Raw genomic sequence first — 26985 nt, 5'->3', positions numbered from 1 at the left:
AAGCGTGATGCAGGGGCCGCGAACCGTGGCCGAACAGGTCGCCAATGTCCTGCGCGAAGCGATTGCCAGTGGGACCATCAAGGCGGGCACTTCGCTGCGCCAGGATGAATTGGCCGAGCAGTTTGGCTTCAGCCGCATGCCAATTCGTGACGCCCTTCGCCAATTGGAAGCCGAAGGTATTGTCTCCATTCATCCCACAAAAGGCGCGCAGGTCGCTCGGATGGACGGCGCCGAGATCGGTGAAATTTATGCGCTGCGCGAATTGCTTGAATGCGAGGCGTTGCGGCTTTCGCTTCCTAACCTCGCTGCCGCGAAGCTCGACGAGGCGGAACAGGTGCTCGATCAGATCGACGCGGAGCGCAATGTCGGCCGATGGGGCGCGCTGAACCGTGCCTTTCATCTGGCTCTCTACGACGCCTGCGGCAACCATCGATTGCTCGGCCTGATCGAGGCGCACCACAATGCCGCCGATCGCTACGTCCGCATCCTGCTGTCGAACCTGGACTATCGCAGCCGCTCGCAGACGGAGCACCGCGACCTTCTGGCCGCCTGCAGGGAGCGCGAGGGGGACGAGGCCACAAGCATTCTGAGGCAGCATCTTCGCGAGGGAAGCGAGACGCTGGTCGGCGCGATCAGGGAAGATGGCCTGTCGCGAAAATCCTGACGGCGTGGGTTGAGCTCCGGTTGCCTCTGCGCACGATCACTGCCACATATTGCAACATCGACACCCGATCCGAGGATCATCATGTCCCCCGACAGCAGCCTGCCGGCGCGCGCCCTTGCTCCACGTCGCCACGAAGAGATCCTGCGGCGGCTGGGCGCCCAGGGGTCTGTCAGCGTCGCCGAGCTGGCCGGGTTCTTCGATGTCTCGCGCGAAACCATCCGCCGCGACCTGAAGCTGCTGTCGGATAAGGGGCAGCTCGGCATCGTGCATGGCGGCGCCGCCCGCTTCGAGCCGAGCGAACCGGCAATGAGCTTGCGCAGCCACGAAAATGCCGGAGGCAAGGCCGCGATCGGCAGGACGGCCGCCGGTCTCGTGACGGACGGCATGGTGGTGTTCCTCGATTCCGGCACCACCACGCTGGCCGTCGCACAGGCCATGACCGACCTGCGCGATCTCACCATCTGCACGGCGAGCCTGAAGATCGCGCTTCTGCTGTGCCACGTCTCAGGCATGCGCGTGCATATGCTGGGTGGCGAAGTCGATCCCGGCGAAGAAGCAGCCTCCGGCATCGACATGCTGGAAGCCATGTCGCGCTTTCGCGTCGACGTCGCCTTCCTCGGCGGGGGCGCGCTGTCGCCGGACGGCGAGGTTACCGATTTCACCCGCGCCGGCGCCGAACAGCGCAGCCGCATGATCGCGCTTGCCGCCAAAACCTACTTCGTTCTCGACAGCAGCAAGTTCGCAAAGCTGACGCCGCTCAGGATCCCGAATTTTCAGCGTGCCGCCGGCGTGATCGTCGACGCGAAGCCGCAGGCTGACATCGCTGAGGCGCTTGCGCGCAAGGGACCTGAGCTGATGATTGCATCTTGATGTGATGTTTTGTGGTATTTTGTGTTGATATTTGGAAATCGACAGCTATGATCCGGCTCGTGTCAAAACGGCAGGATCTCCCATGGCAAACCAATTCCCCACCCAGGCGCGCGTTGTCATTGTCGGCGGCGGTATCATCGGCTGCTCGGTCGCATATCACCTGACGAAGCTCGGCTGGACCGATGTTGTGCTGCTCGAACAGGGGCAACTCAGCGGTGGCACCACCTGGCACGCCGCAGGGCTTGTCGGCCAGTTGCGCAGTCACTCCAACATGACCAGCCTGATCAAATACTCCACGCAGCTCTATGGCGAGTTGGAAGCCCAGACCGGGCTTGCCACCGGCTGGAAGAATTGTGGCTCGCTGTCGGTGGCGCGGACCGTCGACCGCATGACGGTGCTGAAGCGCACGGCCGCATCGGCACGCGCCCAGGGCGTCGACATCGACGTGATTTCGCCGAAGGAGGCAGCCGATCTATGGCCGGTCATGGCGACCGACGATCTGGTCGGCGCCGTCTGGCTGCCGGGCGACGGCAAGGCCAATCCGACCGATCTCACGCAATCGCTTGCCAAGGGTGCGCGCAATCGCGGCGCGAAAATTATCGAGCGGGTCAAGGTCACTGGTATCAGCCAGAGGAATGGTGTCGCCTGCGGTGTCGAGACGGACCGCGGCAACATTGCCGCCGAGATCGTCGTCAATTGCGCCGGCCAGTGGGCGCGCAAGGTCGGGCTGATGTGCGGCGTCTCGGTGCCGCTGCATTCGGCCGAGCACATGTACATCGTTACCGGCAGGATCGAGGGCGTACATCCGGACCTGCCCGTGATGCGCGACCCCGACGGTTTCATCTATTTCAAGGAAGAGGTCGGCGGCCTGGTCATGGGCGGCTTCGAGCCGCATGCCAAGCCGTGGGGCATGAACGGCATTCCCGAAAATTTCGAGTTTGCGCTGTTGCCGGATGATTGGGATCAGTTCGAGATCCTCATGGAGAACGCGCTAGTCCGCGTACCGCAATTGGCTGAGGCCGAGGTCAAGAAATTCTACAACGGTCCCGAGAGCTTCACGCCGGACAACAATTTTCTCCTTGGCGAGGCGCCCGAATTGAAGAACTTCTATGTCGGCGCCGGCTTCAATTCGATGGGCATCGCCAGCGCCGGCGGCGCGGGCAGGGCGTTGGCCGAATGGATCGTCAACAGCGCGCCGACAATGGATTTGTGGCCGGTCGACATCAGGCGCTTCGCCTCCTTCAACAACAATCCGCGCTGGCTGCATGACCGTGTCAAGGAAACGCTCGGCCTGCATTACGCCATGCCGTGGCCGAACCGCGAACTGGACACCGCACGGCCCTTCCGCCGCTCGCCGCTCTACGACCGGCTCGCCGCCAAGGGCGCCTGCTTCGGCTCCAAAATGGGCTGGGAGCGGGCCAACTGGTTCGCCGCACCGGGAGAGAGGGCCGAGAACGACTATGCCTTCGGCCGCCAGAACTGGCACGAGGCGGTCAAACGCGAGATGAAGGCGACACGCGAAGCCGTCGCCGTCTTCGACCAGACCTCTTTCGCCAAGTTCCTCGTGCAGGGCCGCGATGCCTGCGCCGCGCTCAACTGGATCTGCGCAGGAAATATCGATGTACCGGACGGTACGTCTGTTTATACGGGCGTGCTCAATGCACGTGGCGGCTATGAAAGCGATCTCACCGTGATGCGGCTTGGCGCGGAGAAATTCCTCATCGTCACCGGGTCCGCGCAAGCCATCCACGATGCCGACTGGATCGTCAAAAACATTCCCCCCGACGCGCATACTATCTTGACCGACGTCACCTCGTCCTACGCGGTACTGGCGTTGATGGGGCCGCGCTCGCGCGATCTGCTGGGCAAACTCTCCTCGGCCGATCTCTCCAACGCCGGCTTTCCCTTCGCCACTATCCGCGAGATCGATATCAGCTATGCCACCGCCTATGCCAACCGCATGACCTATGTCGGCGAACTGGGCTGGGAACTGATCGTGCCGACCGAATTCGCCGTCGGCGTCTATGAGGCGTTGCATGAGGCAGGCCGTGAATTCGGTCTGCTGGACGCCGGCTACTACGCGCTCGATGCCTTGCGCATCGAAAAGGGTTTTCGCGCCTGGGGCAGGGAGTTGACGCCTGATATAAACCCCTGGCAGGCCGGGCTTGGCTTCGCTGTCGCGATGGACAAGCCAGGGGGCTTTATCGGCCGCGACGCGCTGGTTGAGACGAAGCCATCGACAGCACCGGCAAGGCGCGTCGTGCTGTTCACGCTCGATGATGCCGAGCCGATGCTGTGGGGCGGCGAGTTGGTACTGCGTGACGGCAAACCGGTCGGCGAAGTCCGCTCGGCCGCCTACGGCCACACGCTTGGCCGCTCGGTCGCACTCGGGCTGATCGAGAACGAGGCGGGTGTCGACGCTGCGTTTCTCACCGGTGGTCGTTTCGAGATCGACCTTGCCGGCGTTCGCCATGCCGCGACAGCACATCTGCGCAGTCCCTACGACCCGAAGTCGGAGCGGGTGAAGGCTGATGTGGTGGAGGTTCGCGCTGCCGCTTAATCCGCCGACATGGACCTTGCCATATCCAGGAAAGCCCGCACCAGTTTGCCGCCGCTGCGTTCACGCAGGCAGATCAGCGCTTCGTCCATCAGCGTCTCGGGACCGTCGATGGTGATCGGCACCAGCCGCGAATCCTGGCCGAATTCGGCCGCCGAGACAAAGCCGATGCCGGCGCCCGAGGCGACGATCTCGCGGACGGCTTCGCGGCCCTCGGCTTCGATCGCCGGCCTCAGTTCGATTTTCGAGGCGGCTGCGAGATCTTCGAGTTTCTGACGCGTCTTCGAGCCGCGCTCGCGCATGACCAGCGATTCCTGCGCGAGCTGCTTGAGGGTGAGCGACTTTTTCGCGGCCAGCGGGTGGTCGACGGACGCGAACGCGATGATCGGCGTCGAGTTGAGTTCCAGCACCTCGAAATCGCGCCCGGTCGGCACTTCGCCCAGCACGCCGATGTCGGCATCGTAGCTGTAGAGGCTGCTGATCACCGTCTCGGTGTTGCCGGCGCGCACCGAAACCTGCACGCCGGGGTAGCGAGCCCGGAAGCTGCCGAGGATGTGAAGCAGGTGATGCGCGGCATCGGCGACGATGCGTAGCGTGCCGGACCGCAGGGCGCGCGACTCCGTCAGGAGTTCGAGCGCCTGCTGCTCGGTATCGAACATGCGGTGGGTTATTTCGAGCAATTTCTGGCCCGAATGGGTCAGCGTGACCTGCTTCTTGTTCCGGTTGAACAGCAGCACGTCATACTCTTCCTCGAGCTTGCGCACCTGGTCCGAGATCGCCGGCTGGGTCAGGAAGAGCGCCTCGGCGGCGCGTGAAAAGCCACCGCAGATGGCCACCTGGTGAAAGGCTCGCAACTGGACGTAGCGCATCTTCCGTGCCTCCGACATTTCTGAAATCGCCGACATCCTATCATAAGGACTGCTTAGGAAAAGATCGGAAGGAACGATTTGACTTATGTTTTGCCGACCCTCAGCCTGAGCATGGGTCGACATCCCTGCCGGCCGTTGGCACCGGAGGCGTCGCCATGCAATTTTCCATCATCCTGCTGCACCTGGCGGGTGCCGTCATGCTGCTGCTCTGGGCCGTGCGCATGGTGCGCACGGGCGTCGAGCGCGCCTGCGGCCCTGCCTTGCGCGATGCGCTGAGACAGGCGCGGGGTGCGCGGATCAGCTCGGCGGGCGTCGGCACCGTGCTTGCCGTGCTGCTGCAAAGCTCGACCGCAGTCGCCGTCCTGGCGGCCGGGTTTGCCGCCAGCGGCATGGTTTCGGTGTCGGCCGGGCTGGCGATCCTGCTGGGCGCCGATCTCGGTTCCGCCCTGGTCGTGCAGGTGCTGTCGTTCGATCTCAGCTGGCTGGTGCCGGCACTGGTCCTGGTCGGCGGTGCGATGGCCCTGAAGTTCGAGGTGGCTGGCATCAGGCAGGGCGGACGCATCCTGATGGGCGTCGCCTTCGTGCTGTTGTCGCTGCATATGATCGGCGAGGCGACCGCACCCATGCGGCAGAGCACCTTGCTGCCACTGGTGATCTCCTATCTGCGCGCGGATTATTTCACCGCCTTTGCCGCAGCTGCGCTGTTCACATGGCTGATCCACTCCAGCGTCGCGGCGATCCTGCTGTTCGTGACGCTTGCCGCGCAAGGCGTCTTGCCGGCCGAGGTCGGTCTGTTCTTCATTCTTGGCGCCAATTGCGGCGGCGCGCTGATCGCGGTGTGGCTGACGCGCGGCGATGCCGTCGAGGCGCGCCGTATCCCGCTCGGCAATCTGATCTTTCGCGGCACGGCGGCGCTGGCGGCTTTGTTCGCGCTTCAGGCCGTGACCTTCCCGGCGCATCTGTTCGGCGCAACCGAAGGCCGCCAACTGGTCAACCTGCATCTCGCCTTCAATCTGGTACTCGTCATCTGCTGCTTGCCGTTCACCGGCACGATGGAAAAGCTCGCCACCTTGCTGGTCCCCGACAGGCCGGCTGCAAAGGCAGGGGAGGGTGGGGACCTGATGTCACGCCGCACCAGCGCGCTCGACCGCACCGTCATGCGCACACCCGGTCTTGCGCTAGCCAGTGCGACCCGCGAGCTGCTGCGCATGGGCGAAGTCGTCGAGGTGATGCTGCGCCCAGTGATGGATTTCTTCGACGCCGGCACCGGCGACCAGATACGCCAGGCCCAAAAACTCGATGAGGAGGTCAACCGCGCCCATACCGAAATCAAGCTCTACATTGCCGAAGTCAATCGCGGCAGCATGAGCGCGGCCGAAGCGCAGCGCGGCATCGAGCTCACCGACTTCGCCATCAATCTCGAACGCGCCGGCGACATCGTCGCCAAGAACCTGCTCGTGCTCACCCAGGAGCTGCGTGACAAGAACCTGCGCTTCTCACGCGACGGCTGGAGCGAACTGGCCGGGCTTCACAACCGTGTCATGGCCAACATGCAGCTTGCACTCAATGTGCTGGTGTCGAGCGATCTCGATTCGGCGCGGCAACTCGTCGTCGAGAAGGAGCGGATGCGCAGACTGGAACGCACGAGCCACGACCGTCACCTCAAGCGCCTGCAATCGGGAATGCCGCAGAGCATCGACACCAGCGACATCCATCTGGAGGCCGTGCGGGCGCTGAAGGAGATCAACTCGCTGATGGCCTCGGTCGCTTATCCCTTGCTGACGCAGAGCGGTGATCTGCTCGAAAGCCGGCTGGCGAGAGGGGCTGCGGAAGTGGGGGCTCCTGCACTGGCCTGAAGACGGATTCCCGCCCGGCAGATCATCATTAAAATCTATACATCGATACAAAATAACGATTTTACAAATAGATCATTCAAGCCAAGAATAAGGCCACATCGAACGCAGATCGAGCGGAGGACAACATGCTCGCCGAGACGAAATTTGCCGCGGAGCCGCTGGCCAGCCCGGCGCTGGGCGAGCCGTATCTTCTGACCCCGGGACCGCTCACCACGGCCTATTCGGTCAAGCAGGCGATGTTGCGCGACTGGGGATCGTGGGACGGCGACTTTCGCGCCATGACATCGGATATGCGTCGCCGCCTGCTGGCGCTGACCGGGGACAGGAACGATGAGTTCGACTGCGTGCCGATGCAAGGCAGCGGTTCTTTCTGCGTCGAAGCGATGCTGGGGTCGTTCGTGCCCAGGGATGGCAAGGTTCTTGTGCTGGCCAACGGCGCCTACGGCCTGCGCGCCGCGCAGACCATGCAGTATCTCGGCCGCGCCTACACGCTGATCGACAAGGGCGACTATCTGCCCCCGCGCGGCGACGAGGTGGCGGCGGCCCTCGCGGCCGACCCTGATATCACCCATGTCATCGCCATCCATTGCGAGACCAGCTCCGGCATCCTCAACCCGGTCGCCGAGATTGCGCAAGCCGTCCATGCCAAGGGTCGCAAGCTGCTGGTCGATTCCATGAGCGCGTTCGGCGCCGTAGCGCTCGACGTCAACGAAATCCGCTATGAGGCGATGGTCTCATCCGCCAACAAGTGCATCGAGGGCGTTCCGGGCTTCGGCTTCATCATCGCCCGCAAGAGCGAGCTGGAGGCTGCCAAAGGCAGGAGCCATTCGCTGTCGCTCGACGTCCACGCCCAGTGGGCGCACCTGAACAAGACCGGCCAGTGGCGCTACACGCCGCCGACGCATGTCGTTGCTGCCTTCCTCGAAGCACTGCGCCAGCACGAGGCCGAAGGCGGCGTCGCCGGCCGTGGCGCTCGCTATACGAGGAACCGCGACGTCATGGTGGCCGGCATGCGCGACCTCGGTTTCGAGACACTGCTCAGGGATCGCTGGCTGTCGCCGATCATCGTCACCTTCTTCAACCCGGCCCATGCCAGTTTCGCCTTCGACCGCTTTTACGATCTGATGAAGGACAAGGGTTTCATCATCTATCCGGGCAAGCTGACCGCAGTGGATAGCTTCCGCGTCGGCTGCATCGGCCAGATGGACGAGCATGTCATGCGCCGCGTCGTCGAGGCGGCGGCTTTTTCACTGCATGAAATGGGCGTCGACACCGCCGCTCCACCCGCCGCGGCACTCGCCGAACGCGCCAAACTCGCCGCCTGAAGCGGCCGATTTCGAGGATATCAGATGAACCAGATGTCTCCCATCAACGTCGCGGTCAACGGCCGCACCTACGCCTGGCCGCGTGTGCCGGCCATCGCCATCTGCCTTGACGGCTGCGAGCCGGCTTACTTCGATGAGGCGATCAAGGCCGGGTTGATGCCGGCGCTAGTCAAGATCAAGGAAAAGGGCACGGTGCGCTTTGCCCATTCGGTCATTCCGAGCTTCACCAACCCCAACAATCTGTCGATCGCCACCGGCCGCCCGCCAGCGGTGCACGGCATTTGTGGCAACTATCTCTACGAGCGCGAGACCGGCAAGGAAGTGATGATGAACGATCCGCGCTTCCTGCGCGCGCCGACCGTCTTCCAGGCTTTCTATGACGCCGGCGCCAAGGTTGCGGTGGTGACCGCCAAGGACAAATTGCGGGCGCTGCTCGGCAAGGGCCTCGCCTTCGACGAAGGCCGTGCGCTCTGCTTCTCGGCGGAAAAGTCCGACACCACGACTGTGGCCGAGCACGGCATCGGCAATGCCTCGAAGCATTTTGGGCTGCCGGTGCCGGAGGTCTATTCGGCCGAGCTGTCGGAATTCGTCTTCGCCGCCGGCGTCCAGCTGCTGAAGGAATTCCGCCCCGACATCATGTACCTGACGACCACCGACTATGTGCAGCACAAATATGCGCCCGGCGACCGCCAAGCCAACGCCTTCTACGAGATGTTCGACAAATACCTGACCGAGCTCGATGCGCTGGGCGCGGCGATCGTCGTCACCGCCGACCATGGCATGAAGCCCAAGCACAGGGCGGACGGTTCGCCTGATGTTGTCTATGTCCAGGATATTCTCGACGAGTGGCTGGGCAAGGACGCCGCCCGCGTCATCCTGCCGATCACCGACCCCTATGTCGTGCATCACGGCGCGCTCGGCTCGTTTGCCACGGCCTATCTGCCTGATGGCGCAGATCAGGCCGGCATCATGGCCCGGCTGGCGAAGATCGACGGCATCATGCTGGTCGTCGACAGCCCGACGGCGTGCGAGCGCTTTGAGCTGCCGGCCGACCGCATCGGCGACATCGTGCTGATCTCGACCGAGAACAAGACGATCGGCACCTCAGAACATCGCCATGACCTGGCGGCTCTGAACGAACCGCTGCGCTCGCATGGTGGGCTGACCGAGCAGGAAGTGCCGTTCATCGTCAACCGGGTGCTGCCGGAATTGCCCAACGAGCCGACGCTGCGCAATTTCGACGCCTTCTACTACGCCACAATGGCGGCAGCGCTGGCTTGATGTGCGAGGTGGGGCTCGTGGGCGTAGTTATTGATGATTGCGCCGGTCGACCCCCACTCCGCCGAGCTTCGCTCGGCACCTCTCCCCCGATCGACGGGGGAGAGGAAAGGCGCTGAGCTCGCCAGCCTTGGCTCCCTTCCTCTCCCTCCGGAGGGGGGAGAGGTGGCGCCGCGAAGCGGCGACGGAGTGGGGGAAGCCATTGCCAAGACGCGATGGCCGCGCCAACAAAATATCGATGTAGCTCTCTGAGCACCGGGAACACTGACATGACCAAGCTCGACCCCGCCATCAAAGTTCGCCACGAGCCGATGCGCATTGCCGGCAGACGAGTCGATGCCGACGGCGTCGTCGAGGTGCGCTATCCCTGGAACGACACCGTCATCGGCACCGTGCCGGCCGGGCGCGCCGAGCACGCGCGAAAAGCCTTCGAGATCGCCGCCGGCTACAAATCGAAGCTGACCCGCTACGAGCGCCAGCAGATCCTGTTTCGCACGGCGCAAGCGCTGGCGTCGCGCCGGGAAGAAATATCCGACCTCATCACGCTCGAGCTCGGCATCTCCAAGACGGACTCGCTCTATGAGGTCGGCCGTGCCTATGACGTGTTCACGCTGTCGGCGCAGATGTGCATCCAGGATGACGGCCAGATCTTCTCCTGCGACCTCACCCCGCACGGCAAGGCGCGCAAGATCTTCACCACGCGTGAACCGCTGAAGGCGATCTCGGCGATCACGCCGTTCAACCATCCGCTCAACATGGTCTCGCACAAGGTGGCGCCGGCAATCGCCACCAACAATTGCGTGGTGGTCAAGCCGACCGAACTGACGCCGATGACCGCACTGCTGTTGGCCGATATCCTCTATGAGGCCGGCCTGCCACCGGAGATGCTGTCGGTGGTGACCGGCTGGCCGGCCGATATCGGCAACGAGATGATCACCAACGACAACATCGACCTGATCACCTTCACCGGCGGCGTGCCGGTCGGCAAGATGATCTCCCGCACCGCCGGCTACAAGCGCCAGGTGCTGGAACTCGGCGGCAACGACCCGCTGATCGTCCTCAACGATCTCTCCGACGAGGATCTGGCCAGGGCAGCCGATCTGGCCGTGGCCGGAGCGACGAAGAACTCCGGCCAGCGCTGCACGGCGGTCAAGCGCATCCTCGTCCAGGAAAGCGTCGCCGACCGCTTCGTGCCGCTGGTGCTGGAGCGGGCGAAAAAGATCCGCTTCGGCGATCCGATGGACCGCTCGACCGACCTTGGCACCGTCGTGCACGAGAAGGCTGCGGCGCTGTTCGAAGCGCGCGTCCACATGGCCGCCGAGCAGGGCGCCGAAATCCTCTACAATCCGGGTCGTCAGGGCGCGTTGCTGCCGCCCATCGTCGTCGATCGCGTGCCGCACATATCCGAACTGGTGATGGAGGAGACGTTCGGCCCGATCATCCCGATCGTTCGCGCGCCGGACGACGATGATGCGCTGATCGCACTGTCCAACTCGACCGCGTTCGGCCTGTCGTCGGGCGTCTGCACCAACTCTTTTCCGCGCATGCAGAAATACATCGCCGGCCTTCAGGTCGGCACCGTCAACATCTGGGAGGTGCCGGGCTATCGCATCGAGATGTCGCCCTTCGGCGGCATCAAGGATTCGGGCAACGGCTACAAGGAAGGCGTCATCGAGGCGATGAAGAGCTACACCAATGTGAAGACATTTTCGCTGCCTTGGTCCTGACCGGACGGCATTGACGGATAGAACAATCGAGGGAGCGTTCGCCGCTCCCTCATTCGCGTTTCGGAGACCATGATGGCCGCGATCAAAGAGCTTGTGCACACCGAAGGCGATTCCAACACCACAGCGGCTCGCGGCCGATGGGATGCCGGGCAGGACGATCCGCGGATCCGCGGCCTGCTCGATCGCGACGCGGCCGCCTTCATGCACCAGAGCCTGTCCAGCCCCTGCCTTTCGACCATCGCGAAGGCGCAAGGCATCTGGATCGAGGATACCGCGGGCCGCCGCTTCATGGATTTCCACGGCAACAGCGTCCATCACCTCGGCTATGGCCATCCGAGGCTTGTGGCCGCCATCAAGAAGCAACTCGACGAGCTCTGCTTCGCGCCGCGCCGCTTTGCCTGCGAGCCCGCCGTCGAGCTGGCGGAGAAGCTGGCGGCATTGGCGCCCGGCGATCTCGGCAAGGTGCTGTTCACCACCGGCGGCTCGGACGCCATTGAAGTGGCGTTGAAGATCGCCCGCGCCGCGACCGGCCGCTTCAAGACGGTGTCGTTCTGGGATGCGTTCCATGGCGCCGGCTTCGGCGCAGCCAGCGTTGGCGGCGAGGCGACCTTCCGCTCGCACATATCAGGCCCGATGATGACCGGCACCGAACATGTCGCGCCGTGGGATGGCTATCGCTGCCCCTATGGCCACGATTCCCTGGAAGCATCGGGCCTTGCCTGCGCCAACATGATTGCCTACGTCCTTGGCCGCGAGCAGGACGTGGCGGCGGTCGTCGCAGAACCGATGCGGGCGACGCCCAACCCGCCGCCGCCCGGTTTCTGGAAGCGGGTGCGCGAAGCCTGCGACCGGCACGGCACGCTGCTGATCTTCGATGAGATCCCGACCGGCCTCGGCAAGACCGGAAAATTCTTCGCGCACGAGCATGATGATGTGACGCCCGACATCGTCGTTCTAGGCAAGTCACTCGGCGGCGGTATCCTGCCGATCGCCGCCGTCATCGCGCGCCGTGATCTCGACGTCACCGGCGGCTTCGCGATCGGTCACTACACCCATGAAAAGAACCCGGTGACGACACGCGCCGCGCTGACGACGATCGACATCATCCTGGAGGAAGGGCTGGTCGAGCGCGCGGCCGAGCTTGGCCGGCACATGCTCGGACGCATGCATGACCTGATGGCGCGCTCGCCCCATGTCGGCGGCGTCAGGGGCAGGGGACTGATGGTCGGCGTCGAGCTCGTCGAAGATCGCGATACGCGCCAGCCGGCACGCGATCTCGCGGAGCGCGTCTTCTATGCCTGCCTTGAACAGGGGCTGAGCTTCAAGATCAGCCAGGGCAACGTGTTGACGCTGTCGCCGCCGCTGGTCATTTCGAAAACCGACCTCGACCGCGCGCTCGACATCGTCGAGAGCGCCGTGCTGGCGGCCTGATCATGAAGGCCGTGCGCACCGACCGCGAGCTCGAATGCCCCGGCATTGACGCCGGCTTGCGGGCGAGGGGTGTCGAACTGGTGACCCTGCCGGACGGCATCCCCGAAGCTGATCTCGTGCAGGCCGTTGCCGACGCCGATCTTTTGCTGATGTGCTACACGCCGATCACCGCACGGGTGATCGAGGCGGCTCCCAGATTGAAGGGCATCGTCAAATATGGCGTCGGCGTCGATGCCATCGACATCCCCGCCGCGATACGGCGCGGCATTCCCGTCGTCAACGTGCCGGACTATGCCGAGGAGACCGTCGCCGAAGGCGCCTTCGCGCTGATGATCGCGCTGGCCAAGCGGCTGCCCTCTATCACGGCGGCGGTGTCACGTGATGGCTGGATCTGGCCCGAGCAACGCTGGCTGGGGCGCGACATGTCCGGCGCCACTCTTGGGCTCGTCGGCTTGGGCAAGATCGGCCGCAGCATGGCGCGCATGGCCGGACAGGGATTTCACGCGCGCGTTCTCGGCTTCGATCCCGGTGTCGATGTCGCAACCATGCGCACCGCCGGCATCGAGAAGATCAATGATCTCCACGCCATGCTGCGCGCCTGCGATTTCGTTTCCCTCCACTGCGTGCTGAACGACAGGACGCGCGGCCTGATTGGTGAAGCCGAGCTCGCTTGCCTGAAGCCTTCGGCCATCATCGTCAACGTCTCGCGCGGCGCGCTGATCGACGAGGCCGCTCTTGTCGAGGCGATCATCTCGGGGCGCATCGGCGGTGCCGGGCTCGACGTCTATTCGGTGGAACCGCTGGCCAGGTCAGGCCATCCGATGAGCGCACTGTTCGGCCGCGACAACGTCATCCTGTTTCCGCATCTCACTTTCTTCACGCAGGAGGCCATGCGTCGGCTCGAAGACGACACGCTCGCGCGCTGCTTCGAAATTCTCGACGGCCGGCCGGTTACCGTTCGTTCGTTCGATCCGCGGCTGCGGGCGCAGACATCTGGCGTTTCATTCGGCTGACCACCACCATCTCTGCCGCCAATCGCCGGCCTTCGGCGAGCCCGAGTTGCCGCCACGACAGCGTTGCGACAATTCCATGACAACTATCAGAAGAACTTTGCCTCTCATAAAATAAATAGATTTTACTTATCGATCGCCAATCCCCAGAGTTGCCACAACGACGAGATCGAACGGCGCCGCATGAGCCTCCGGCCCACAGGCGAGATCGTCACAGTGCATCGCAGAATGTGCCATCAATCACAGGGGAACTGATCATGAAATCGCAAAAGGCAACCATAGCTATGACCTTCGCCGCGTCGCTGTTGGCGTCGTCGGCTCTTGTCGGACCGGCACTCGCCGACGGTGTCGTCACCATCTATTCCGCCGACGGTCTGCATGACGGCAATGGCAGCTGGTTCGAGACCGAGTTCGCCGCCTTCACCAAGGCCACCGGCATCACCGTGCAGTATATCGAGGCAGGTTCCGGCGGCGTCGTCGAGCGTGTCGCCAAGGAAAAGTCGAACCCGCAGGCCGACGTGCTGGTGACCTTGCCGCCCTTCGTGCAGCGCGCCGCGGCTGACGGCCTGCTGCAGGACTATAAGCCGGAAGCCGCCGACCAGATCGATGGCGGCACCGACAAGTATCGGCCGCTGGTCAACAACTACATGAACTTCATCTACAACAGTGCCGTCCTGCCGGAAGCGCCAAAGGCCTACAACGACCTGCTCGCCCCGAAGTTCAAGGGCAAGATCCAGTATTCTACCCCCGGCCAGGCCGGTGACGGCACCGCCGTCATGCTGCAGATCATCCACGCCTTCGGCGGCGAGGATGCCGGCTTCGAGTTCATGAAGAAGCTGCAGGACAACAATGTCGGCCCCTCCGCTTCGACCGGCAAGCTGACCGCGCTGGTCAACAAGGGTGAGTTGCATGTCGCCAATGGCGATCTGCAGATGAACATGTCGCAGATGGCCGACAATCCCAACATCAAGGTTTTCTGGCCGGCGGGTCCTGACGGTGTGCGCTCCACCTTCGCGCTGCCTTATGAAATCGGCCTGGTCACCGGCGCACCCAACGCGGACAACGGCAAGAAACTGATCGACTTCCTGCTCTCCAAGGAAGCGCAGTCGAGCATCAGTTCCGTTGCGCTCGGCATGCCGGCTCGCAAGGACGTCAAGCCGGATGACGCCAACTTCGCCAAGGCGCAGGAGGCGATGAAAGGCGTGACCGTCTGGTCGCCGAACTGGGACGACGCGCTGAGCAAGCTGCCCGATTATGTCAAGCGCTGGAACGAAGCGACCGGAAGTTGATCCGCAAGGGAAACCCGGAGGACCACGCCATGTCGGCCGCAGCCTTTACTGGTACCAGTGTCATGGACATCGACGCCGCGAAGGTTCGCGGCGCCGGCTCCAACGTCCATTTCGACAAGGTCAGCGTCGCCTATGGCGCGCATGTCGTCCTGCATCCGCTGACCCTGGATATCGCACCTGGCGAGATCCTGGCGATGATCGGCCCATCCGGCTCCGGCAAGACGACGGCCTTGCGCGCTGTGGCCGGCTTCGTGCGGCCCGCCAGCGGGCGGATCCGCATCGGCGCCACCGACGTGACCGACCTGCCGCCCTATGAGCGCGGCCTCGGCATGGTGGTACAAAACTATGCGTTGTTTCCTCACATGCGGGTCGAGGACAACGTCGCCTTCGGCCTCAGAGCACAGGGCGCCGACAAGGCGCTGATCGGCGAGCGGATCAAGGATGCGCTCGCCACCGTCGGCATGTCGGCCTATGCCAGACGCTATCCGCGCGAGCTTTCCGGCGGCCAGCAGCAGCGCGTCGCGATAGCACGGGCTCTGGCGGTGCGGCCGCGCGTGCTTCTGCTCGACGAGCCGCTTTCGGCGCTCGACGCACAGATCCGCCGCAACATGGTCGAGGAGATTGCCCGGCTGCACCGCAGCCTGCCGGGCTTGACGATCCTCTATGTCACCCACGACCAGACCGAGGCGCTGACGCTTGCCGACAAGATCGCCATCATGCGCGACGGCAGGGTCTGTTCGCACGGACCCACGACCGAACTCTACCGCCGCCCGCCAAACCGTTTTACGGCCGAGTTCCTCGGTCGCGCCAACCTTTTGCCGGTGACGATTGCCGAGGCCGTTGGCTCGAAGGGCTTTGCCACGGCCAGGCACGGCGATGTTACGCTCACCGGCGCGGGCCGTGACGAGAAGGCCGGCGACAAGAGCCTGCTCTGCATCAGGCCGCAGCATCTCAGCCTGACCGCCGACAGCGAACATACCAACCGCATCGTCGGCACACTCAGGGAAGTGCACTGGCAGGGCGAACTGACCCACCTCGTGCTCGATGTCGACGGCACGCCGGTGCGTGTCTCTGCGACAAGGCTGCCGATCGCCTTGCCCGAACCCGGCACCAAGGTGCCGCTGTTCTTCGCACCCGCCGACACCTCGCTTCTTCCGGAAGACGCCGGTGTCTGACGCGGTCGCAATTCGCGCGCCAGTGGCGAGAACAGAGTCCGGCAAATTCTGGATCGTGCCGCCGGCGGCCCTGCTGGCGCTCCTGTTCTTCTATCCGCTGGCACTGATTGCCCGCCAGGCCTTCCTCGACGACATCGGTGTCGCCAATGTCGCCGAAGTGATCCGGGTGCTGCATTCGCGCTTCTTCCTCAACGCGCTGATCAACACCGTGTCGATCTCGATCGCGGCGACAGCCGGATGCCTGGTTGTCGGCCTCGTCCTGGCGCTGATCCTCGCTTTCGTGCCGTTCCCCGGCAGCGGCTTCATCGCCAGGCTGATCGACACCTTCATTGCCCTGCCGACGTTCCTGGTGACGCTAGCCTTCACCTTCCTCTACGGCTCCGCCGGCATGCTCAATGCGGGGCTGATGGAGACTTTTTCGTTGCCGTTGCCGCCCGTCGATTTCCTCTATTCGGCGTGGGGCGTGATCCTGGCCGAGATCACCGTCTACACACCCTTCATCCTGCGTCCTCTGCTCGCCGCCTTTTCGCTGGTCGACCGCGGCCAGATCGAAGCGGCGAGCGTGCTTGGCGCGCGGCCGTTTCGCATCGTCCGCCAGGTCATCCTGCCGGCGGCAATCCCGGCGCTCATTGCCGGCGGCAGCCTGTGCCTGCTGTTGACAGTCAACGAATTCGGCATCGTTCTGTTCATCGGCGCCAAGGGCGTCATCACCCTGCCGCTGCTGATCTACGGCAAGGCGATCCAGGAATCGGCCTACCAGGTCGCCTGCATCATCGCCGTCGTCAACATCGCGCTGTCGCTTGGCCTGTTCGGCCTCTATCGTTTCGCCGCCGGCCGGTTGGGAGCCTAGCCCATGCTGGTCTGGTCACGCTCCGGTCGTCTTGTCCTGTGGGTGCTCTTCGCACTGATCTTCGGCGTGCTGTTCCTGGCGCCGCTCGCGGTCATCCTGCTGTCCAGCCTCGCCGATCAGTGGAACGGCGTGCTGCCCAACGGCCTGACGACGGAGCACTACACCGATGTCATTTCCGGCTCCGCCGGCAGAGCGGTCAAGGCCAGCCTGATCACCGGTTTCCTGGCCAGCGCGCTGGCGCTGGTCAGCGGCACCTGGGCGGCCCTGTCGCTGCGTCTTCAGGGGCCTGCCTTGAAGCGGCTGCTCGGCCTGTTGTTCTTCATCCCCAGTGCGGTGCCTTCGGTATCCGTTGGCCTTGGCCTGCTCGTCGCCTTCAGCCATCCGCCTCTGCTCCTCAACGGCACGGTGGCGATCGTCATGATCGCACATTTCGTGCTGATCTCGGCTTTCACCTTCGGCAATGTCTCGGCTGGACTGGCGCGGCTCTCGCCCGACTTCGAGCAGGTGGCGTCGAGCCTCGGCGCTCGCCCGGCCTACCGGCTTTGGCACGTCACGCTGCCCTTGCTAGCACCCTATCTGGTCGCCGCCTTCGGTCTCAGTTTCGCGCTGTCGATGGGTGAACTTGGCGCCACCGTCATGGTCTACCCGCCGGGCTGGGTGACGCTGCCGGTCTCGATCTTCAGCCTCACCGACCGCGGCGACATCTTTGCCGGCGCGGCACTCACCATGATCCTGGTCGTGGCGACGCTGGTTCTCTTGCTCGGGCTGGAGCGCATCACCAAGCGCGCTACCGGCTCTTAGAGCAATTCTAGGAAAAGTGTGAAGCGGTTTTCCGTCTAGAATCGCGTCAAAATAAAGCGTTAGAGCATTTCACCGTTTCCATGAAACGGTGAAATGCTCTAGGACTTTCCCAAGTCTCAGCCCTGCGCCGGCCTGCGTTCGACAATGTAGATGTGGTCGGCCGCCAGCACCACTTCGCCGCGCTGGTTGATCACCTCGCAGCGTTCGATCACCCGTCCCGCCCCCGGCCTCTTCGGGTCGTCTTCCCTGGCCGCAATTGTGGTGCGCGTCCGGATCGTGTCGCCGATGAACACCGGCTTGATGAAGCGCAACCGGTCGTAGCCGTAGGAAAAGGCGACAGGGTTGATGACGGTTGCCGTCAGCCCGATGCCGACCGAGAACACCAGCGTGCCGTGCGCGATGCGCTGGCCGAATGGCGTCGTCTTCATGAACTCGGCGTCCATGTGGTGCGGGAAGAAATCGCCGGTGTGGCCGGCATGGACGATGAAGTCGGTCTCTGTGATGGTGCGGCCGCTGGTCAGGCGCGACGCGCCAATCTCATAGTCTTCGAAATACTGGATCTGTTCCATCAGGGCCTTTCCGCGATCGGTGTCGCCGGTGCCGCGCTCGATTGATACGCTGCCTCGACCAGCGCCATCGTGCTCCAGGCATCCTCGGCTGGACTGATCAAAATAGCATCTTCTCCGGCCGCAAAGCGCTGGACATTGGCCATGCGGCCGACGAAGGCATCGGGAAACCACTCGCCGGCCAAGGGCACGGCGATCCAGCCCGTTCCGCCCTTCGGATAGATTTCCAGCACATCCGGCTCACCTGTGGGATAATCGAGGTTGAGACCCAACTTGAGATAGGCTGCTCCCTCGGTGCCGCAGATGCGGAACTCGCAGGCTTGGTGGCGGCGGCCGAACTTGTGGTCGTGGTTGATCGACAGCGCGCAGCGCACGGTGTCGCCATAGTCGAGAATGGCGCTGGTGCGCGTCTGCGCCACGGCATGGTTGGGATGGCCGAGCGTCTTGGCGTGCACACCCTTGGGATCGCCGAGCAACTGCCGGATCAGGTCGAGATAGTGGATCGAATGCATGGCGATCTCGACGCGCGGCGCCTTGAGCAGGAACTCCCAAAGCTGCCACGGTGTCGCCAGCGCCAGCCAGGCATCGAAGTCGACGATCTCGCCGAGCCAGCCCTTGCCAATAGCATCCTTGAGCGCCAGCATCATCGGCGCGAAGCGCAATTGGAAGTTCACCGCTGCGTGCAGCTGCCGGGCGCGGCAGATCTCGAGGATCGCGGTCGCCTCGGCAAGATTGCTGCCCATCGGCTTCTGGATCAGCACCACCGCGCCGTCCGGCAATGACTTCAGCACATTGGCATGACGCGACGGCGGGGTGGCAAGGTCGAAGATCGCGCCCTCGACGGCGGTCGCTTCCTCAGTCGAGCGAAAGGCTGTCACGCCCCATTGGCTGGCCAGCTTTTCAGCCCTGGCATGATCAGGATCATAAAGGCCGGCGACGGGAAAGCCGGCCTTCCTGTAGGCCGGGAAATGCGCGTCGCCGACGATCGATCCGGCGCCGAAGGTGACGATCGGTCGGGGTTTTGAAGGTTTTGGCCAGGATTGAACGAGCAAGGCAGGGTCGAAGCCGCCTTCAGTCATGATGGAAGACCTCGTCCATCTCTGCCCACCATTCACCTTCCTTGCGCGTCGCCAGCGGCTCCTGGCATGGCATGCAGACCGCCCACCATTCCTGCGTCTTCGGGTCGGCCGCCATCTTGGCCATGTCGGCTTGGTAGTCGCTGCCGTGGTATTCGAAGGTGCTGAACAGCAGGTTCTCCGGCCGCTTCAGGTAGATCGAGTAGTTCTTGATGTTGCAGGCGGAGATCATGGCCAGCACGTCGGGCCAGACGGCGGCATGGAGGCGGACATACTCCTCGACCTTTTCCGGTTTCAGCCCCAGAACCATTCCCATCCGCTGCATATCATTCTCCTATTTCGTGATCGCCGTGGTGAATTCGGCGATGCTCATGGCCTTGACCGCGTCCCAGTCCCAATCGATGCCGATGCCGGGTTCGTCGGGCGCCAGCGCCTGGCCATCTTCGATGCGGAGGCGCTTGCCGGTCAACTGGTCGAGTTGCGGAATGTACTCGACATATCGGCCGTTCTGAACAGCGCAGGTCAGGCTGACATGCAGTTCCATCAGGAAATGCGGGCAGACCGGAATGTCGAAGGCCTCCGCCGCGTGCGCGATCTTGAGCCAGGGCGTGATGCCGCCGATGCGGCCGACATCGACCTGCACGATCGAGCAGGCGCCTTTCTGCATGTATTCGCGGAAATGGCGAATGGAGTAGAGCGACTCGCCGATCGCGATCGGCGTCGGCGTCGAGTTCGACAACCTGATATGCCCGTCGATGTCGTCGGCCGGCAGCGGCTCCTCGATCCAGGCGAGATCGAGCTCGCGCAGCCTTGCCGCGCGCCGGATCGCCTCGTCGACCGAGAATCCCTGATTGGCGTCGGTCATGATCTCATAGCCGTCGCCGACCGCCTTGCGCACCGCCGACAAGCGGGCAAGATCTTCCGAGCCGTGTGGCCTGCCGATCTTCACCTTCGAGCCGCGAAAGCCCTTGGCCTTGGCGGCCAGTGCGTCATCGACAAGTGCTGCCGTCTCGATGTGCAGCCAGCCGCCTTCGGTCGTGTAAAGCGGGCAACGGTCCTTGGCGCCGCCAGCCAGTTTCCACAACGGCAGGTTCTGCTTCTTTGCCCGTAGGTCCCACAGTGCTGTATCGATGGCCGCGATGGCGATGGCGGTGATAGCGCCGATGGTCGTGGCATGCGTGGCGAATTCGAGATCGTGCCAGATCGCCTCGATCATGTCAGGATCGCGGCCGATCAGGCGCGGCACCAGATGGTCGGACAAAAGCCGCATCACCGACGAACCGCCGGTGCCGATCGTATAGCTGTAGCCGGTGCCGACCGCACCGTCGGAATCGGTGATGGTGACGATAGGCGTTTCCTGGCTGACGAAGCTCTGGATGGCGTCGGTGCGCTTGACCTTGGGCACAAGGTCCACCATCCGCAGCTCGACTTTCTCGATTCTGGTCATGCCGATCAGCTCCGCAATGTCTTCCCGGTCTCAGTGGCAAACAGATGCGCCTGCGACATGTCGAGGCTCATGGCGACCCGCTCGCCCGGGCGCAGCGGCCTCGGGTTCAGCATGCGCGACACCCAGTCCGTACCGTTGAATTCGACGAACACCAGCGTCTCGTTGCCGAGCGGTTCGGTCACCGTGATCGGCAGTTCGATCTGGTGTACGTCGGCAGCACCCCCGGAACTGATGCCATGGCCGGTCGGATAGATGTCGTCCGGCCTCAGCCCGAACACGACTTTGTCGCCGGTGGCAACATTGGATTTGAACTGGCCGGGCAGCGGCAGCTTTTCACCGCTGGCGAAAACCATCTGGCCACCGTCGATCGTCGCCTCGTGCAAATTCATCGGCGGCGAGCCGATGAAGCCGGCAACGAAGCGCGTCGCCGGCCGCCGGAAAACCTCGTCGGGCGTGCCGACCTGTTCGATATGGCCGTCGCGCATGATGACGATGCGGTCGGCCAGCGTCATCGCCTCGACCTGGTCGTGGGTGACGTAGATCACCGTCGACTGCACCTTGGCATGCAGCTTCTTGATCTCGGTGCGCATCTGCGTGCGCAATTTGGCATCGAGGTTGGAAAGCGGCTCGTCGAACAGGAAGACGTCTGGATCGCGCACGATGGCGCGGCCCATGGCGACGCGCTGGCGCTGACCGCCGGACAGTTGCGACGGACGGCGGTCGAGCAGCGTGTCGAGGCCGAGGATGGCCGAGGCTTCGGCGACACGGCGGTCCATGTCTCCCTTGGCGGCACCGGCGATCTTCAGCGAGAAGCCGAGATTCTCGCGCACCGTCATGTGCGGATAGAGCGCGTAGGACTGGAACACCATCGAGATGTTGCGCGAGCGTGGCGGCAGGTCGTTGACGATGCGCCCGCCAATCTCGATCGAGCCGGCGCTGATCTCTTCCAGTCCGGCGATCATGCGCAGCGTCGTCGACTTGCCGCAGCCGGACGGGCCGACCAGCGCGATGAATTCGCGGTCGGCGATATCGAGATCGATGCCATGCACGATCCCGACAGTGCCGTAGCGCTTGGTCAGTTTTCTGAGGGAAACGGTTGCCATGGGATCAGCCTTTCACCGCGCCGGAGGTCAGGCCGCCGACAAGGTGTTTCTGGACGATGTAGGTGAGGGTGAGCGCCGGAATGATCATCACCACGGCGAGCGCGCACATGCCGCGCCAGTCGATGGTGAACTCGGCCGTGTAGTCGAGGAGGCCGACCGGCAATGTCTTGGCGCTCACCGAGCGGGTCAGCTGCGAAGCCAGCGCGAATTCGTTCCAGCAGGTCAGGAAGGCGAAGATGGCGGCCGACGCAATGCCCGGTCCGGCAAGCGGGAACTCGACCTGCCAGAACGCCTGCCAGCGTGTGCAGCCATCGATCTGCGCGGCCTCCGCGAGGTCCTTGGGCACCTGGCGGAAGAAGCCGTCGATCAGCCAGATGGTGAACGGCACGTTGAGCGCGACATAGGCAAGGATCAGCCCGAAATGCGTGTCGATGATGCCAAGCCGCACATAGAGGAAGAACAGCGGCAGCGACAGCGCAATGCCCGGTACCGTGCGCGTCAGCATCAGGCCGAGGAAAACGCCGGATTTGCCGCGGAAGCGGTAGCGCGCGAAAGCGTAGCCGCCGGCCATGCCGATGGCCACGGCAATGACCGTCGAGGTGACCGAGATTATCAGCGAGTTTCGGAAATATTCGATGACAGGGATGCCGCCTTTGCCGATGCCTGAGAACATGGCGACATAGGCGTCGAACGAAATCTCCTGCGGGATCCACACCGGCGGCTTGGCCATGATTTCGACGGTCGGCCGCAGCGACGAGATGACGATCCACAGGCCCGGCAGGCAGATCGTCAGCATCGCCAGGAACAGGCCGATGCGATAGACGATGCCCAGCAGCCGGCGCTTCAGGCGGGCGGAAGAATTCTCGTCCATCTTCACCACTCCGCACCGATCTGCGTGCGCGCCGCGGCGAGTTTGTTGAAGAAGTAGACGGTGAAGGCGATCGACAGCAGGATCGAGAAATAGGCCATGGCGTTGGCCATGCCCATGCGCCCGTCGCTGTACGCGGTGCGGGCCACCAGGGTCCAAAGCAGTTCGGTGCGGCCCGCCGGCCCGCCATCGGTCATGATCTTGACGATGTCATAGGCGCGTGCCACGTCGAGCGAACGGATGGTCATGGCGATGTAGGCGAACGGCATGACGAACGGCCACGTCACATAGCGGAATGTCTGCCACGGCGTGCAGCCGTCGACCCGCGCCGCCTCGATCGGCTCCTTGGGCATGGCCAGCAGGCCGGCGAGGATCAGGATGGCGAAGATCGCCGTCGACGACCAGATCTCGGCGATCGAAATGGCGATGAAGGCGAGATGGCCTTCGATCAGCCACGGTATGGCGTCTTGCGTGATGCCGAGCGACTGCAAGGCATTGTTCACCAGGCCGATATTGTCGTTGAACATGAACTTGAACTGAAAGCCGACCAGGATCGGCGAGAACATCATCGGGAACATCATCAGCGTGCGCAGGATGCGCTGGCCGCGCGTCGCTTTCTCGACCAGCATGGCGAGGCCGAGGCCAAGCAGCATTTCGAGATTGAGCGCTATGGTCAGCAGCAGTACCGTGCGGCCGAACGCCCACCAGAAATCGGTGTTGGACAGGATCGAAAGATAGTTCCGGATGCCGATGAAGACGTAGAAAGTTTCTGGCCGCGTCAGGCGGAACGGCGTGAAACTGGAATAGAGCGACAATAGCAGCGGCACGACGACAACCGCCGCCAGCACGATCATGGCCGGAAGCAGCAGCAGGAATGGCGCGGATGGCTTGAAGCCCTTCATCAGAATCCTTGAAGTGTTTGCATTTGGACGGCGGTGCGTGGGCCGGGGGACGAAGGGATCACCGTAAACCGTTGGCATCCCGCGCAACGCGATCGCCTCCCCCATTCCCGATGGGGGAGGCAGCCCTGGGAGCCGTTGCTAGAGCTTGCCTGCGTCCTGGAGGATTTGCGTCGCCTTGGCGGCGGCTTCATCCAGTGCCTGCTTCGAGGTCTTGTCGCCGAGGATCGCCGCCTGCAATTCGGGATAGACAGCGTTCGAGATCTCGATCCATTCAGGCGTCTGCGGCACGGCAAAGGCGTGCTTGGCTTCTTCCTGGAAGGCGGTAAGAACCTCCTTCTTGTAAGGATCGTTTTCGGCTTGCTTCAGGTCCCAGTCCCAGACCGCGGTGCGGGTTGGCAGCGGGCCGGCGGCGGCCTCGAGCTTCTGGCTGTCCTCGTTGGTCAGCCACCAAACCAGGGAAGCCGCAGCCTCCTTGTTCGGGCAATTCTCGGTCACCGAGAAGCCATGGAAGCCGGACCAGCCGGTGCGCTTGCCCGAAGAACCCTTCGGCGCGACCTTGACGCCGACATTGCCGGCAACCTTGGATGACTTCGGATCGTTGAAGAAGCCGGCCCAGCCCGGCCAGTCGAGGTTGATGGCGACGGTGCCGGACGCAAAGCCCTGGCCGAGATCGTCCCAGAGGTAGTTGGTGGTGCCGGCCGGCACGGCCTTGGCCTTGTAGAGGTTGACGAACCAGTCGAGCGCCCGGATACCGGCCTCGGAGTTGAAGACCGGCTTGCCGTCCTTGTCGAGATATTCGCCGCCCTCGGCGACAACCATCTCGTAGAAGCGGCCGTTGATCGCCTCTTCCTTGCCGGCGAATTGCGTGCCGTAGAAATTGGGCGGGTTGGCGAAGAACTCGGCCTGGTCGGTGACTTCCTTCCAGGTATCCGGCGGCACCAGGTCATAGCCGTATTTCGCCTTGAACTTGGCCTTGTTGTCGGCGTTCTCGTACAGGCTCTTCTGGTAGTAGAGCGCCGAAACGTCGAACTGCGCGCGCGGCAGCATCTCCAGCTTGCCGTCGATGGTCGCCGACTTGATGGTCGACGGCACGAAGGCGTCGATCTCTTCCTTGGGCAGCAATTTGCTGAGGTCGGTGTAGAGGCCCGTATATTGCGGCGCGAACGACGAATGGTTCCAGCCGACGCACCAGTTGGTGCTGCCGGAGGCGATATCGGACTTGAGCTCCTTGTCGATGTCGAAGCCGTTTTTCTTGGTCAGGATGTTGACCTTGGCGCCGGTCGCCTTCTCCCATTCGGGAATGCGCTCGTAGAGCTTTTCATACTGCTGGCCGCCGATCAGCTTCACGTCGACGGTCACGCCTTCGAACTTGCCGGGCAGGTCGCCGGCAAGGGCAGCGCCCGCACCTGACGCGAGCAACAATGCACCGGCGCACACGCCGGAAAGCAGTCTGTTCATTGGTATCCTCCCTTGGTGCCGCCTCCGCGGCGACCGCAACTCGTCTGATGACAAGAAGTGCTACATTCATATACAAACAAAACATTCATAGACACGTCAAGGCGAAATTTGTTTCCGCCGCGCACGTTCCTGCGTATATGAAGGGTGAAATTCACTGGAGATGAGCCCATGGACGACAGCGAAGACGAGCGCTATCGCGCGCCGGCGCTCGACAAGGGGCTCGATATCCTCGAACTGCTGGCGGGCGTCGACGGCGGCCTGACCCAGGCCGAAATCGCCAAGAAACTCGACCGCAGTCCCAACGAATTCTATCGCATGCTCGACCGGTTGGTGCGGCGCGGCTACGTCACGCGCCTCGATGGCGACCGCTACTCGCTAACGCTCAAGCTGTTCGGCCTGGCACAGTTGCACGCGCCGGTACGGCGGCTGGTCTCCTATGCGACGCCGCTGATGCGTGAGCTTGCCGAGACATCGCAGCAGGCCAACCAACTGGTTGTTTTCGATCGCGGTTCTGCCGTCGTCATCGGCCAGCAGGAAGCGCCGAACTACTGGGGCATCTCGATCCGGGTCGGCTCCCATATCAGCCTGTTCGACACCGGTTCGGGACATGTGCTGCTCGCCTTCCGCTCACCGGAAGAGCGCCAGATGATGATTTCCGAACACGTCCGCAGCACCGACAAGACGGCGCAATCGACCGAGTTCTTCACCCGTCTCGACCAGATCCGCGACCGTGGCTACGAGATGATGGCCTCGATGCAGACAGCCGGCGTCTTCAACCTGTCGGCCCCGGTCCGCAGTTCCGACGGCAAGGCGATCGCCGCGCTGTCGATTCCCTACATCACGGTGGTCAACGCGCCTTCCGCACCCGACATCACCAGGACGATCGAACTGTTGCTGGCAACGTGTGAAAAGCTGTCGCACCTTGCTGGATCAGCAGTCGGCTCATCGGTATGAATTCTTATTTGAATGAAGAATTCCCCCGTGAGATGATTGAAAGGCCAGAGGGAGGAGCCTCATCATGATCATCGATACCCATCTTCACCTCATCGATCGCTCGGCCCTGCGCTATCCCTGGCTCGCCGGCGTGCCGGCGCTCAACCGCGATTTCTCTTATGAAGACTACGCGACGGAGGCGCAGCGTGTCGGCGTCGGGCGTGTGCTGCATATGGAGGTCGATGTCGATCCGGCCGACATCGAGGCCGAGACCGCTCGTGTGGAAGGACTGTCACGGCAGCCCGGCAGCATGCTGGCCGGGGTGATCGCGTCCTGCCGTCCTGAGGAAGGGGACTTCGCGGCCTATCTCGAACGGCAGCGGGCAAACCCGTTCGTAAAGGGCTTTCGCCGCGTCCTCCATGTCGTGCCCGACGAGCTCTCGGAAGGTGCGGTGTTTCGCGGCAGCATCAAGCGGCTTGGCGGCACCCGCCTGACCTTCGATCTCGTCGTGCTGCCGCACCAGATCCCCAAGGCGATCGCGCTGGCCGACCTGGCACCGGATGTGACGTTCGTCCTCGATCATTGCGGCGTCCCCGACATCAAGGGCAAGAGCGAACATCCATGGCGCGAGCATATGAGCGACATCGCCCGGCGCCCGAATGTCATGGCCAAGATTTCCGGTGTCGTCGCCTATGCCGATGCCGGCAGCTGGACGGTCGAGACGTTGCGGCCGTACGTCGAGCACACCATCAGTTCATTCGGCTGGGACCGCGTCGTCTGGGGCAGCGACTGGCCGGTCTGCACGCTAGGCGGCGGCCTGTCGACCTGGGTGGCGGCGACCCATGCATTGCTCTCCGGCTGCAGCATTGCCGAGCGCGACAGGCTGTTGTCCGGCAATGCCCGCAAGCTGTGGCGGCTCGACTGACTGGT

24 protein-coding genes are annotated in these 26985 nt (G+C 63.5%); 15 read left to right on the top strand and 9 right to left on the bottom strand.

Translation table 11 applies throughout. The annotated features are described in order from the left end of the window. The first annotated feature begins 7 nt into the window (after positions 1-7). From MESCI2_RS0108475 to MESCI2_RS0108465, 3 genes are all read left to right on the top strand, one after another. Entirely contained in the window at positions 8-664 is a 657-nt protein-coding gene (locus MESCI2_RS0108475) for a GntR family transcriptional regulator (RefSeq protein ID WP_032900505.1), read from the top strand. A gap of 81 nt (positions 665-745) precedes the next feature. After that, the gene (locus MESCI2_RS0108470) at positions 746-1534 is read left to right on the top strand and encodes a DeoR/GlpR family DNA-binding transcription regulator (protein WP_027036203.1); all 789 of its coding nucleotides are present in this window, start codon (positions 746-748) and stop codon (positions 1532-1534) included. Positions 1535-1616: 82 nt separating this feature from the next. Continuing rightward, positions 1617-4094, top strand: coding sequence for a GcvT family protein (locus MESCI2_RS0108465; RefSeq protein WP_027036202.1), 2478 nt, complete (start codon positions 1617-1619; stop codon positions 4092-4094). Here the strand turns inward: MESCI2_RS0108465 and MESCI2_RS0108460 are convergent. After that, positions 4091-4960 (bottom strand): LysR substrate-binding domain-containing protein, encoded by an 870-nt coding sequence (locus MESCI2_RS0108460; protein WP_027036201.1) that lies wholly within the window; start codon positions 4958-4960, stop codon positions 4091-4093. The two genes, MESCI2_RS0108465 and MESCI2_RS0108460, sit on opposite strands and share 4 nt — an antisense overlap. A 155-nt stretch (positions 4961-5115) precedes the next feature. On the opposite strand from MESCI2_RS0108460, the gene MESCI2_RS0108455 reads away from it, so the two are divergent. The 10 genes from MESCI2_RS0108455 (at position 5116) to MESCI2_RS0108410 (ending at position 17702) form a co-directional block, all read left to right on the top strand. Continuing rightward, positions 5116-6816, top strand: coding sequence for a Na/Pi cotransporter family protein (locus MESCI2_RS0108455; protein ID WP_027036200.1), 1701 nt, complete (start codon positions 5116-5118; stop codon positions 6814-6816). Between the two features lie 125 nt (positions 6817-6941). After that, a complete protein-coding gene (locus MESCI2_RS0108450) occupies positions 6942-8141 on the top strand; it encodes a 2-aminoethylphosphonate--pyruvate transaminase (RefSeq protein WP_027036199.1) in 1200 nt (399 codons plus the stop codon). 24 nt (positions 8142-8165) lie between these two features. Beyond that, positions 8166-9422 carry a phosphonoacetate hydrolase gene (gene phnA / locus MESCI2_RS0108445; protein ID WP_027036198.1) on the top strand — a complete coding sequence of 419 codons (1257 nt, stop codon included), beginning with the start codon at positions 8166-8168 and terminating at the stop codon, positions 9420-9422. Between the two features lie 266 nt (positions 9423-9688). Continuing rightward, positions 9689-11146, top strand: coding sequence for a phosphonoacetaldehyde dehydrogenase (gene phnY, locus MESCI2_RS0108440; protein ID WP_027036197.1), 1458 nt, complete (start codon positions 9689-9691; stop codon positions 11144-11146). Positions 11147-11218: 72 nt separating this feature from the next. After that, entirely contained in the window at positions 11219-12577 is a 1359-nt protein-coding gene (pbfA, locus tag MESCI2_RS0108435) for a (R)-1-hydroxy-2-aminoethylphosphonate ammonia-lyase (protein ID WP_027036196.1), read from the top strand. A gap of 2 nt (positions 12578-12579) precedes the next feature. Then, positions 12580-13590, top strand: a complete 1011-nt coding sequence (locus tag MESCI2_RS0108430) for a 2-hydroxyacid dehydrogenase (RefSeq protein WP_027036195.1) — start codon at positions 12580-12582, stop codon at positions 13588-13590. A 254-nt stretch (positions 13591-13844) separates the two neighbouring features. Further along, a complete protein-coding gene (locus MESCI2_RS0108425) occupies positions 13845-14876 on the top strand; it encodes a 2-aminoethylphosphonate ABC transporter substrate-binding protein (protein WP_027036194.1) in 1032 nt (343 codons plus the stop codon). A gap of 29 nt (positions 14877-14905) precedes the next feature. After that, positions 14906-16051, top strand: a complete 1146-nt coding sequence (locus MESCI2_RS0108420) for an ABC transporter ATP-binding protein (protein WP_081738668.1) — start codon at positions 14906-14908, stop codon at positions 16049-16051. Continuing rightward, complete coding sequence (locus MESCI2_RS0108415; RefSeq protein ID WP_032900503.1) at positions 16044-16901, top strand: 2-aminoethylphosphonate ABC transporter permease subunit; 858 nt, start codon at positions 16044-16046, stop codon at positions 16899-16901. The genes MESCI2_RS0108420 and MESCI2_RS0108415 overlap by 8 nt, the downstream gene beginning before the upstream one ends. 3 nt (positions 16902-16904) lie before the next feature. Further along, entirely contained in the window at positions 16905-17702 is a 798-nt protein-coding gene (locus MESCI2_RS0108410) for an ABC transporter permease subunit (RefSeq protein ID WP_027036191.1), read from the top strand. Positions 17703-17818: 116 nt separating this feature from the next. Here MESCI2_RS0108410 and MESCI2_RS0108405 read toward each other — a convergent pair whose 3' ends face one another. From MESCI2_RS0108405 to MESCI2_RS0108370, 8 genes are all read right to left on the bottom strand, one after another. After that, the gene (locus MESCI2_RS0108405) at positions 17819-18274 is read right to left on the bottom strand and encodes a MaoC/PaaZ C-terminal domain-containing protein (RefSeq protein WP_027036406.1); all 456 of its coding nucleotides are present in this window, start codon (positions 18272-18274) and stop codon (positions 17819-17821) included. Continuing rightward, the gene (locus MESCI2_RS0108400) at positions 18271-19347 is read right to left on the bottom strand and encodes a Gfo/Idh/MocA family protein (protein WP_027036190.1); all 1077 of its coding nucleotides are present in this window, start codon (positions 19345-19347) and stop codon (positions 18271-18273) included. Before MESCI2_RS0108400 ends, MESCI2_RS0108405 begins: the two co-directional genes overlap by 4 nt. After that, positions 19340-19669 (bottom strand): L-rhamnose mutarotase, encoded by a 330-nt coding sequence (locus tag MESCI2_RS0108395; RefSeq protein WP_027036189.1) that lies wholly within the window; start codon positions 19667-19669, stop codon positions 19340-19342. Before MESCI2_RS0108395 ends, MESCI2_RS0108400 begins: the two co-directional genes overlap by 8 nt. 9 nt (positions 19670-19678) lie before the next feature. Continuing rightward, positions 19679-20791, bottom strand: a complete 1113-nt coding sequence (locus MESCI2_RS0108390) for a mandelate racemase/muconate lactonizing enzyme family protein (RefSeq protein WP_027036188.1) — start codon at positions 20789-20791, stop codon at positions 19679-19681. 5 nt (positions 20792-20796) lie between these two features. Then, the gene (locus tag MESCI2_RS0108385) at positions 20797-21894 is read right to left on the bottom strand and encodes an ABC transporter ATP-binding protein (RefSeq protein WP_027036187.1); all 1098 of its coding nucleotides are present in this window, start codon (positions 21892-21894) and stop codon (positions 20797-20799) included. Positions 21895-21898: 4 nt separating this feature from the next. Then, entirely contained in the window at positions 21899-22765 is an 867-nt protein-coding gene (locus MESCI2_RS0108380) for a carbohydrate ABC transporter permease (protein ID WP_027036186.1), read from the bottom strand. 2 nt (positions 22766-22767) lie between these two features. Then, entirely contained in the window at positions 22768-23664 is an 897-nt protein-coding gene (locus MESCI2_RS0108375) for a carbohydrate ABC transporter permease (RefSeq protein ID WP_023808865.1), read from the bottom strand. Between the two features lie 138 nt (positions 23665-23802). Then, positions 23803-25122, bottom strand: a complete 1320-nt coding sequence (locus MESCI2_RS0108370; protein ID WP_027036185.1) for an ABC transporter substrate-binding protein — start codon at positions 25120-25122, stop codon at positions 23803-23805. Between the two features lie 168 nt (positions 25123-25290). Between MESCI2_RS0108370 and MESCI2_RS0108365 the strand changes: the two genes are divergently transcribed. Continuing rightward, complete coding sequence (locus tag MESCI2_RS0108365; RefSeq protein WP_023808863.1) at positions 25291-26076, top strand: IclR family transcriptional regulator; 786 nt, start codon at positions 25291-25293, stop codon at positions 26074-26076. 64 nt (positions 26077-26140) lie between these two features. Continuing rightward, positions 26141-26980, top strand: coding sequence for an amidohydrolase family protein (locus tag MESCI2_RS0108360; protein WP_027036184.1), 840 nt, complete (start codon positions 26141-26143; stop codon positions 26978-26980). The last annotated feature ends 5 nt before the right edge of the window (positions 26981-26985 follow it).

Origin of the sequence: Mesorhizobium ciceri WSM4083, from assembly GCF_000519305.1 — a bacterium.
GTDB lineage: Bacteria > Pseudomonadota > Alphaproteobacteria > Rhizobiales > Rhizobiaceae > Mesorhizobium > Mesorhizobium ciceri_B.
This window is presented reverse-complemented; position numbering and strand designations above follow the sequence as displayed.

Bases quoted from the DNA above. Each gene is read 5' to 3' on its own strand.
- MESCI2_RS0108395 (WP_027036189.1), bottom strand. From the start codon at position 19,669: ATGCAGCGGATGGGAATGGTTCTGGGGCTGAAACCGGAAAAGGTCGAG.
- phnY (WP_027036197.1), top strand. From the start codon at position 9,689: ATGACCAAGCTCGACCCCGCCATCAAAGTTCGCCACGAGCCGATGCGC.
- pbfA (WP_027036196.1), top strand. From the start codon at position 11,219: ATGGCCGCGATCAAAGAGCTTGTGCACACCGAAGGCGATTCCAACACC.
- MESCI2_RS0108455 (WP_027036200.1), top strand. From the start codon at position 5,116: ATGCAATTTTCCATCATCCTGCTGCACCTGGCGGGTGCCGTCATGCTG.
- MESCI2_RS0108400 (WP_027036190.1), bottom strand. From the start codon at position 19,347: ATGACTGAAGGCGGCTTCGACCCTGCCTTGCTCGTTCAATCCTGGCCA.
- MESCI2_RS0108410 (WP_027036191.1), top strand. From the start codon at position 16,905: ATGCTGGTCTGGTCACGCTCCGGTCGTCTTGTCCTGTGGGTGCTCTTC.
- MESCI2_RS0108420 (WP_081738668.1), top strand. From the start codon at position 14,906: ATGTCGGCCGCAGCCTTTACTGGTACCAGTGTCATGGACATCGACGCC.
- MESCI2_RS0108460 (WP_027036201.1), bottom strand. From the start codon at position 4,960: ATGCGCTACGTCCAGTTGCGAGCCTTTCACCAGGTGGCCATCTGCGGT.
- MESCI2_RS0108375 (WP_023808865.1), bottom strand. From the start codon at position 23,664: ATGAAGGGCTTCAAGCCATCCGCGCCATTCCTGCTGCTGCTTCCGGCC.
- MESCI2_RS0108380 (WP_027036186.1), bottom strand. From the start codon at position 22,765: ATGGACGAGAATTCTTCCGCCCGCCTGAAGCGCCGGCTGCTGGGCATC.
- MESCI2_RS0108475 (WP_032900505.1), top strand. From the start codon at position 8: ATGCAGGGGCCGCGAACCGTGGCCGAACAGGTCGCCAATGTCCTGCGC.
- MESCI2_RS0108430 (WP_027036195.1), top strand. From the start codon at position 12,580: ATGAAGGCCGTGCGCACCGACCGCGAGCTCGAATGCCCCGGCATTGAC.
- MESCI2_RS0108470 (WP_027036203.1), top strand. From the start codon at position 746: ATGTCCCCCGACAGCAGCCTGCCGGCGCGCGCCCTTGCTCCACGTCGC.
- phnA (WP_027036198.1), top strand. From the start codon at position 8,166: ATGAACCAGATGTCTCCCATCAACGTCGCGGTCAACGGCCGCACCTAC.
- MESCI2_RS0108360 (WP_027036184.1), top strand. From the start codon at position 26,141: ATGATCATCGATACCCATCTTCACCTCATCGATCGCTCGGCCCTGCGC.
- MESCI2_RS0108390 (WP_027036188.1), bottom strand. From the start codon at position 20,791: ATGACCAGAATCGAGAAAGTCGAGCTGCGGATGGTGGACCTTGTGCCC.
- MESCI2_RS0108365 (WP_023808863.1), top strand. From the start codon at position 25,291: ATGGACGACAGCGAAGACGAGCGCTATCGCGCGCCGGCGCTCGACAAG.
- MESCI2_RS0108370 (WP_027036185.1), bottom strand. From the start codon at position 25,122: ATGAACAGACTGCTTTCCGGCGTGTGCGCCGGTGCATTGTTGCTCGCG.
- MESCI2_RS0108385 (WP_027036187.1), bottom strand. From the start codon at position 21,894: ATGGCAACCGTTTCCCTCAGAAAACTGACCAAGCGCTACGGCACTGTC.
- MESCI2_RS0108465 (WP_027036202.1), top strand. From the start codon at position 1,617: ATGGCAAACCAATTCCCCACCCAGGCGCGCGTTGTCATTGTCGGCGGC.
- MESCI2_RS0108425 (WP_027036194.1), top strand. From the start codon at position 13,845: ATGAAATCGCAAAAGGCAACCATAGCTATGACCTTCGCCGCGTCGCTG.
- MESCI2_RS0108450 (WP_027036199.1), top strand. From the start codon at position 6,942: ATGCTCGCCGAGACGAAATTTGCCGCGGAGCCGCTGGCCAGCCCGGCG.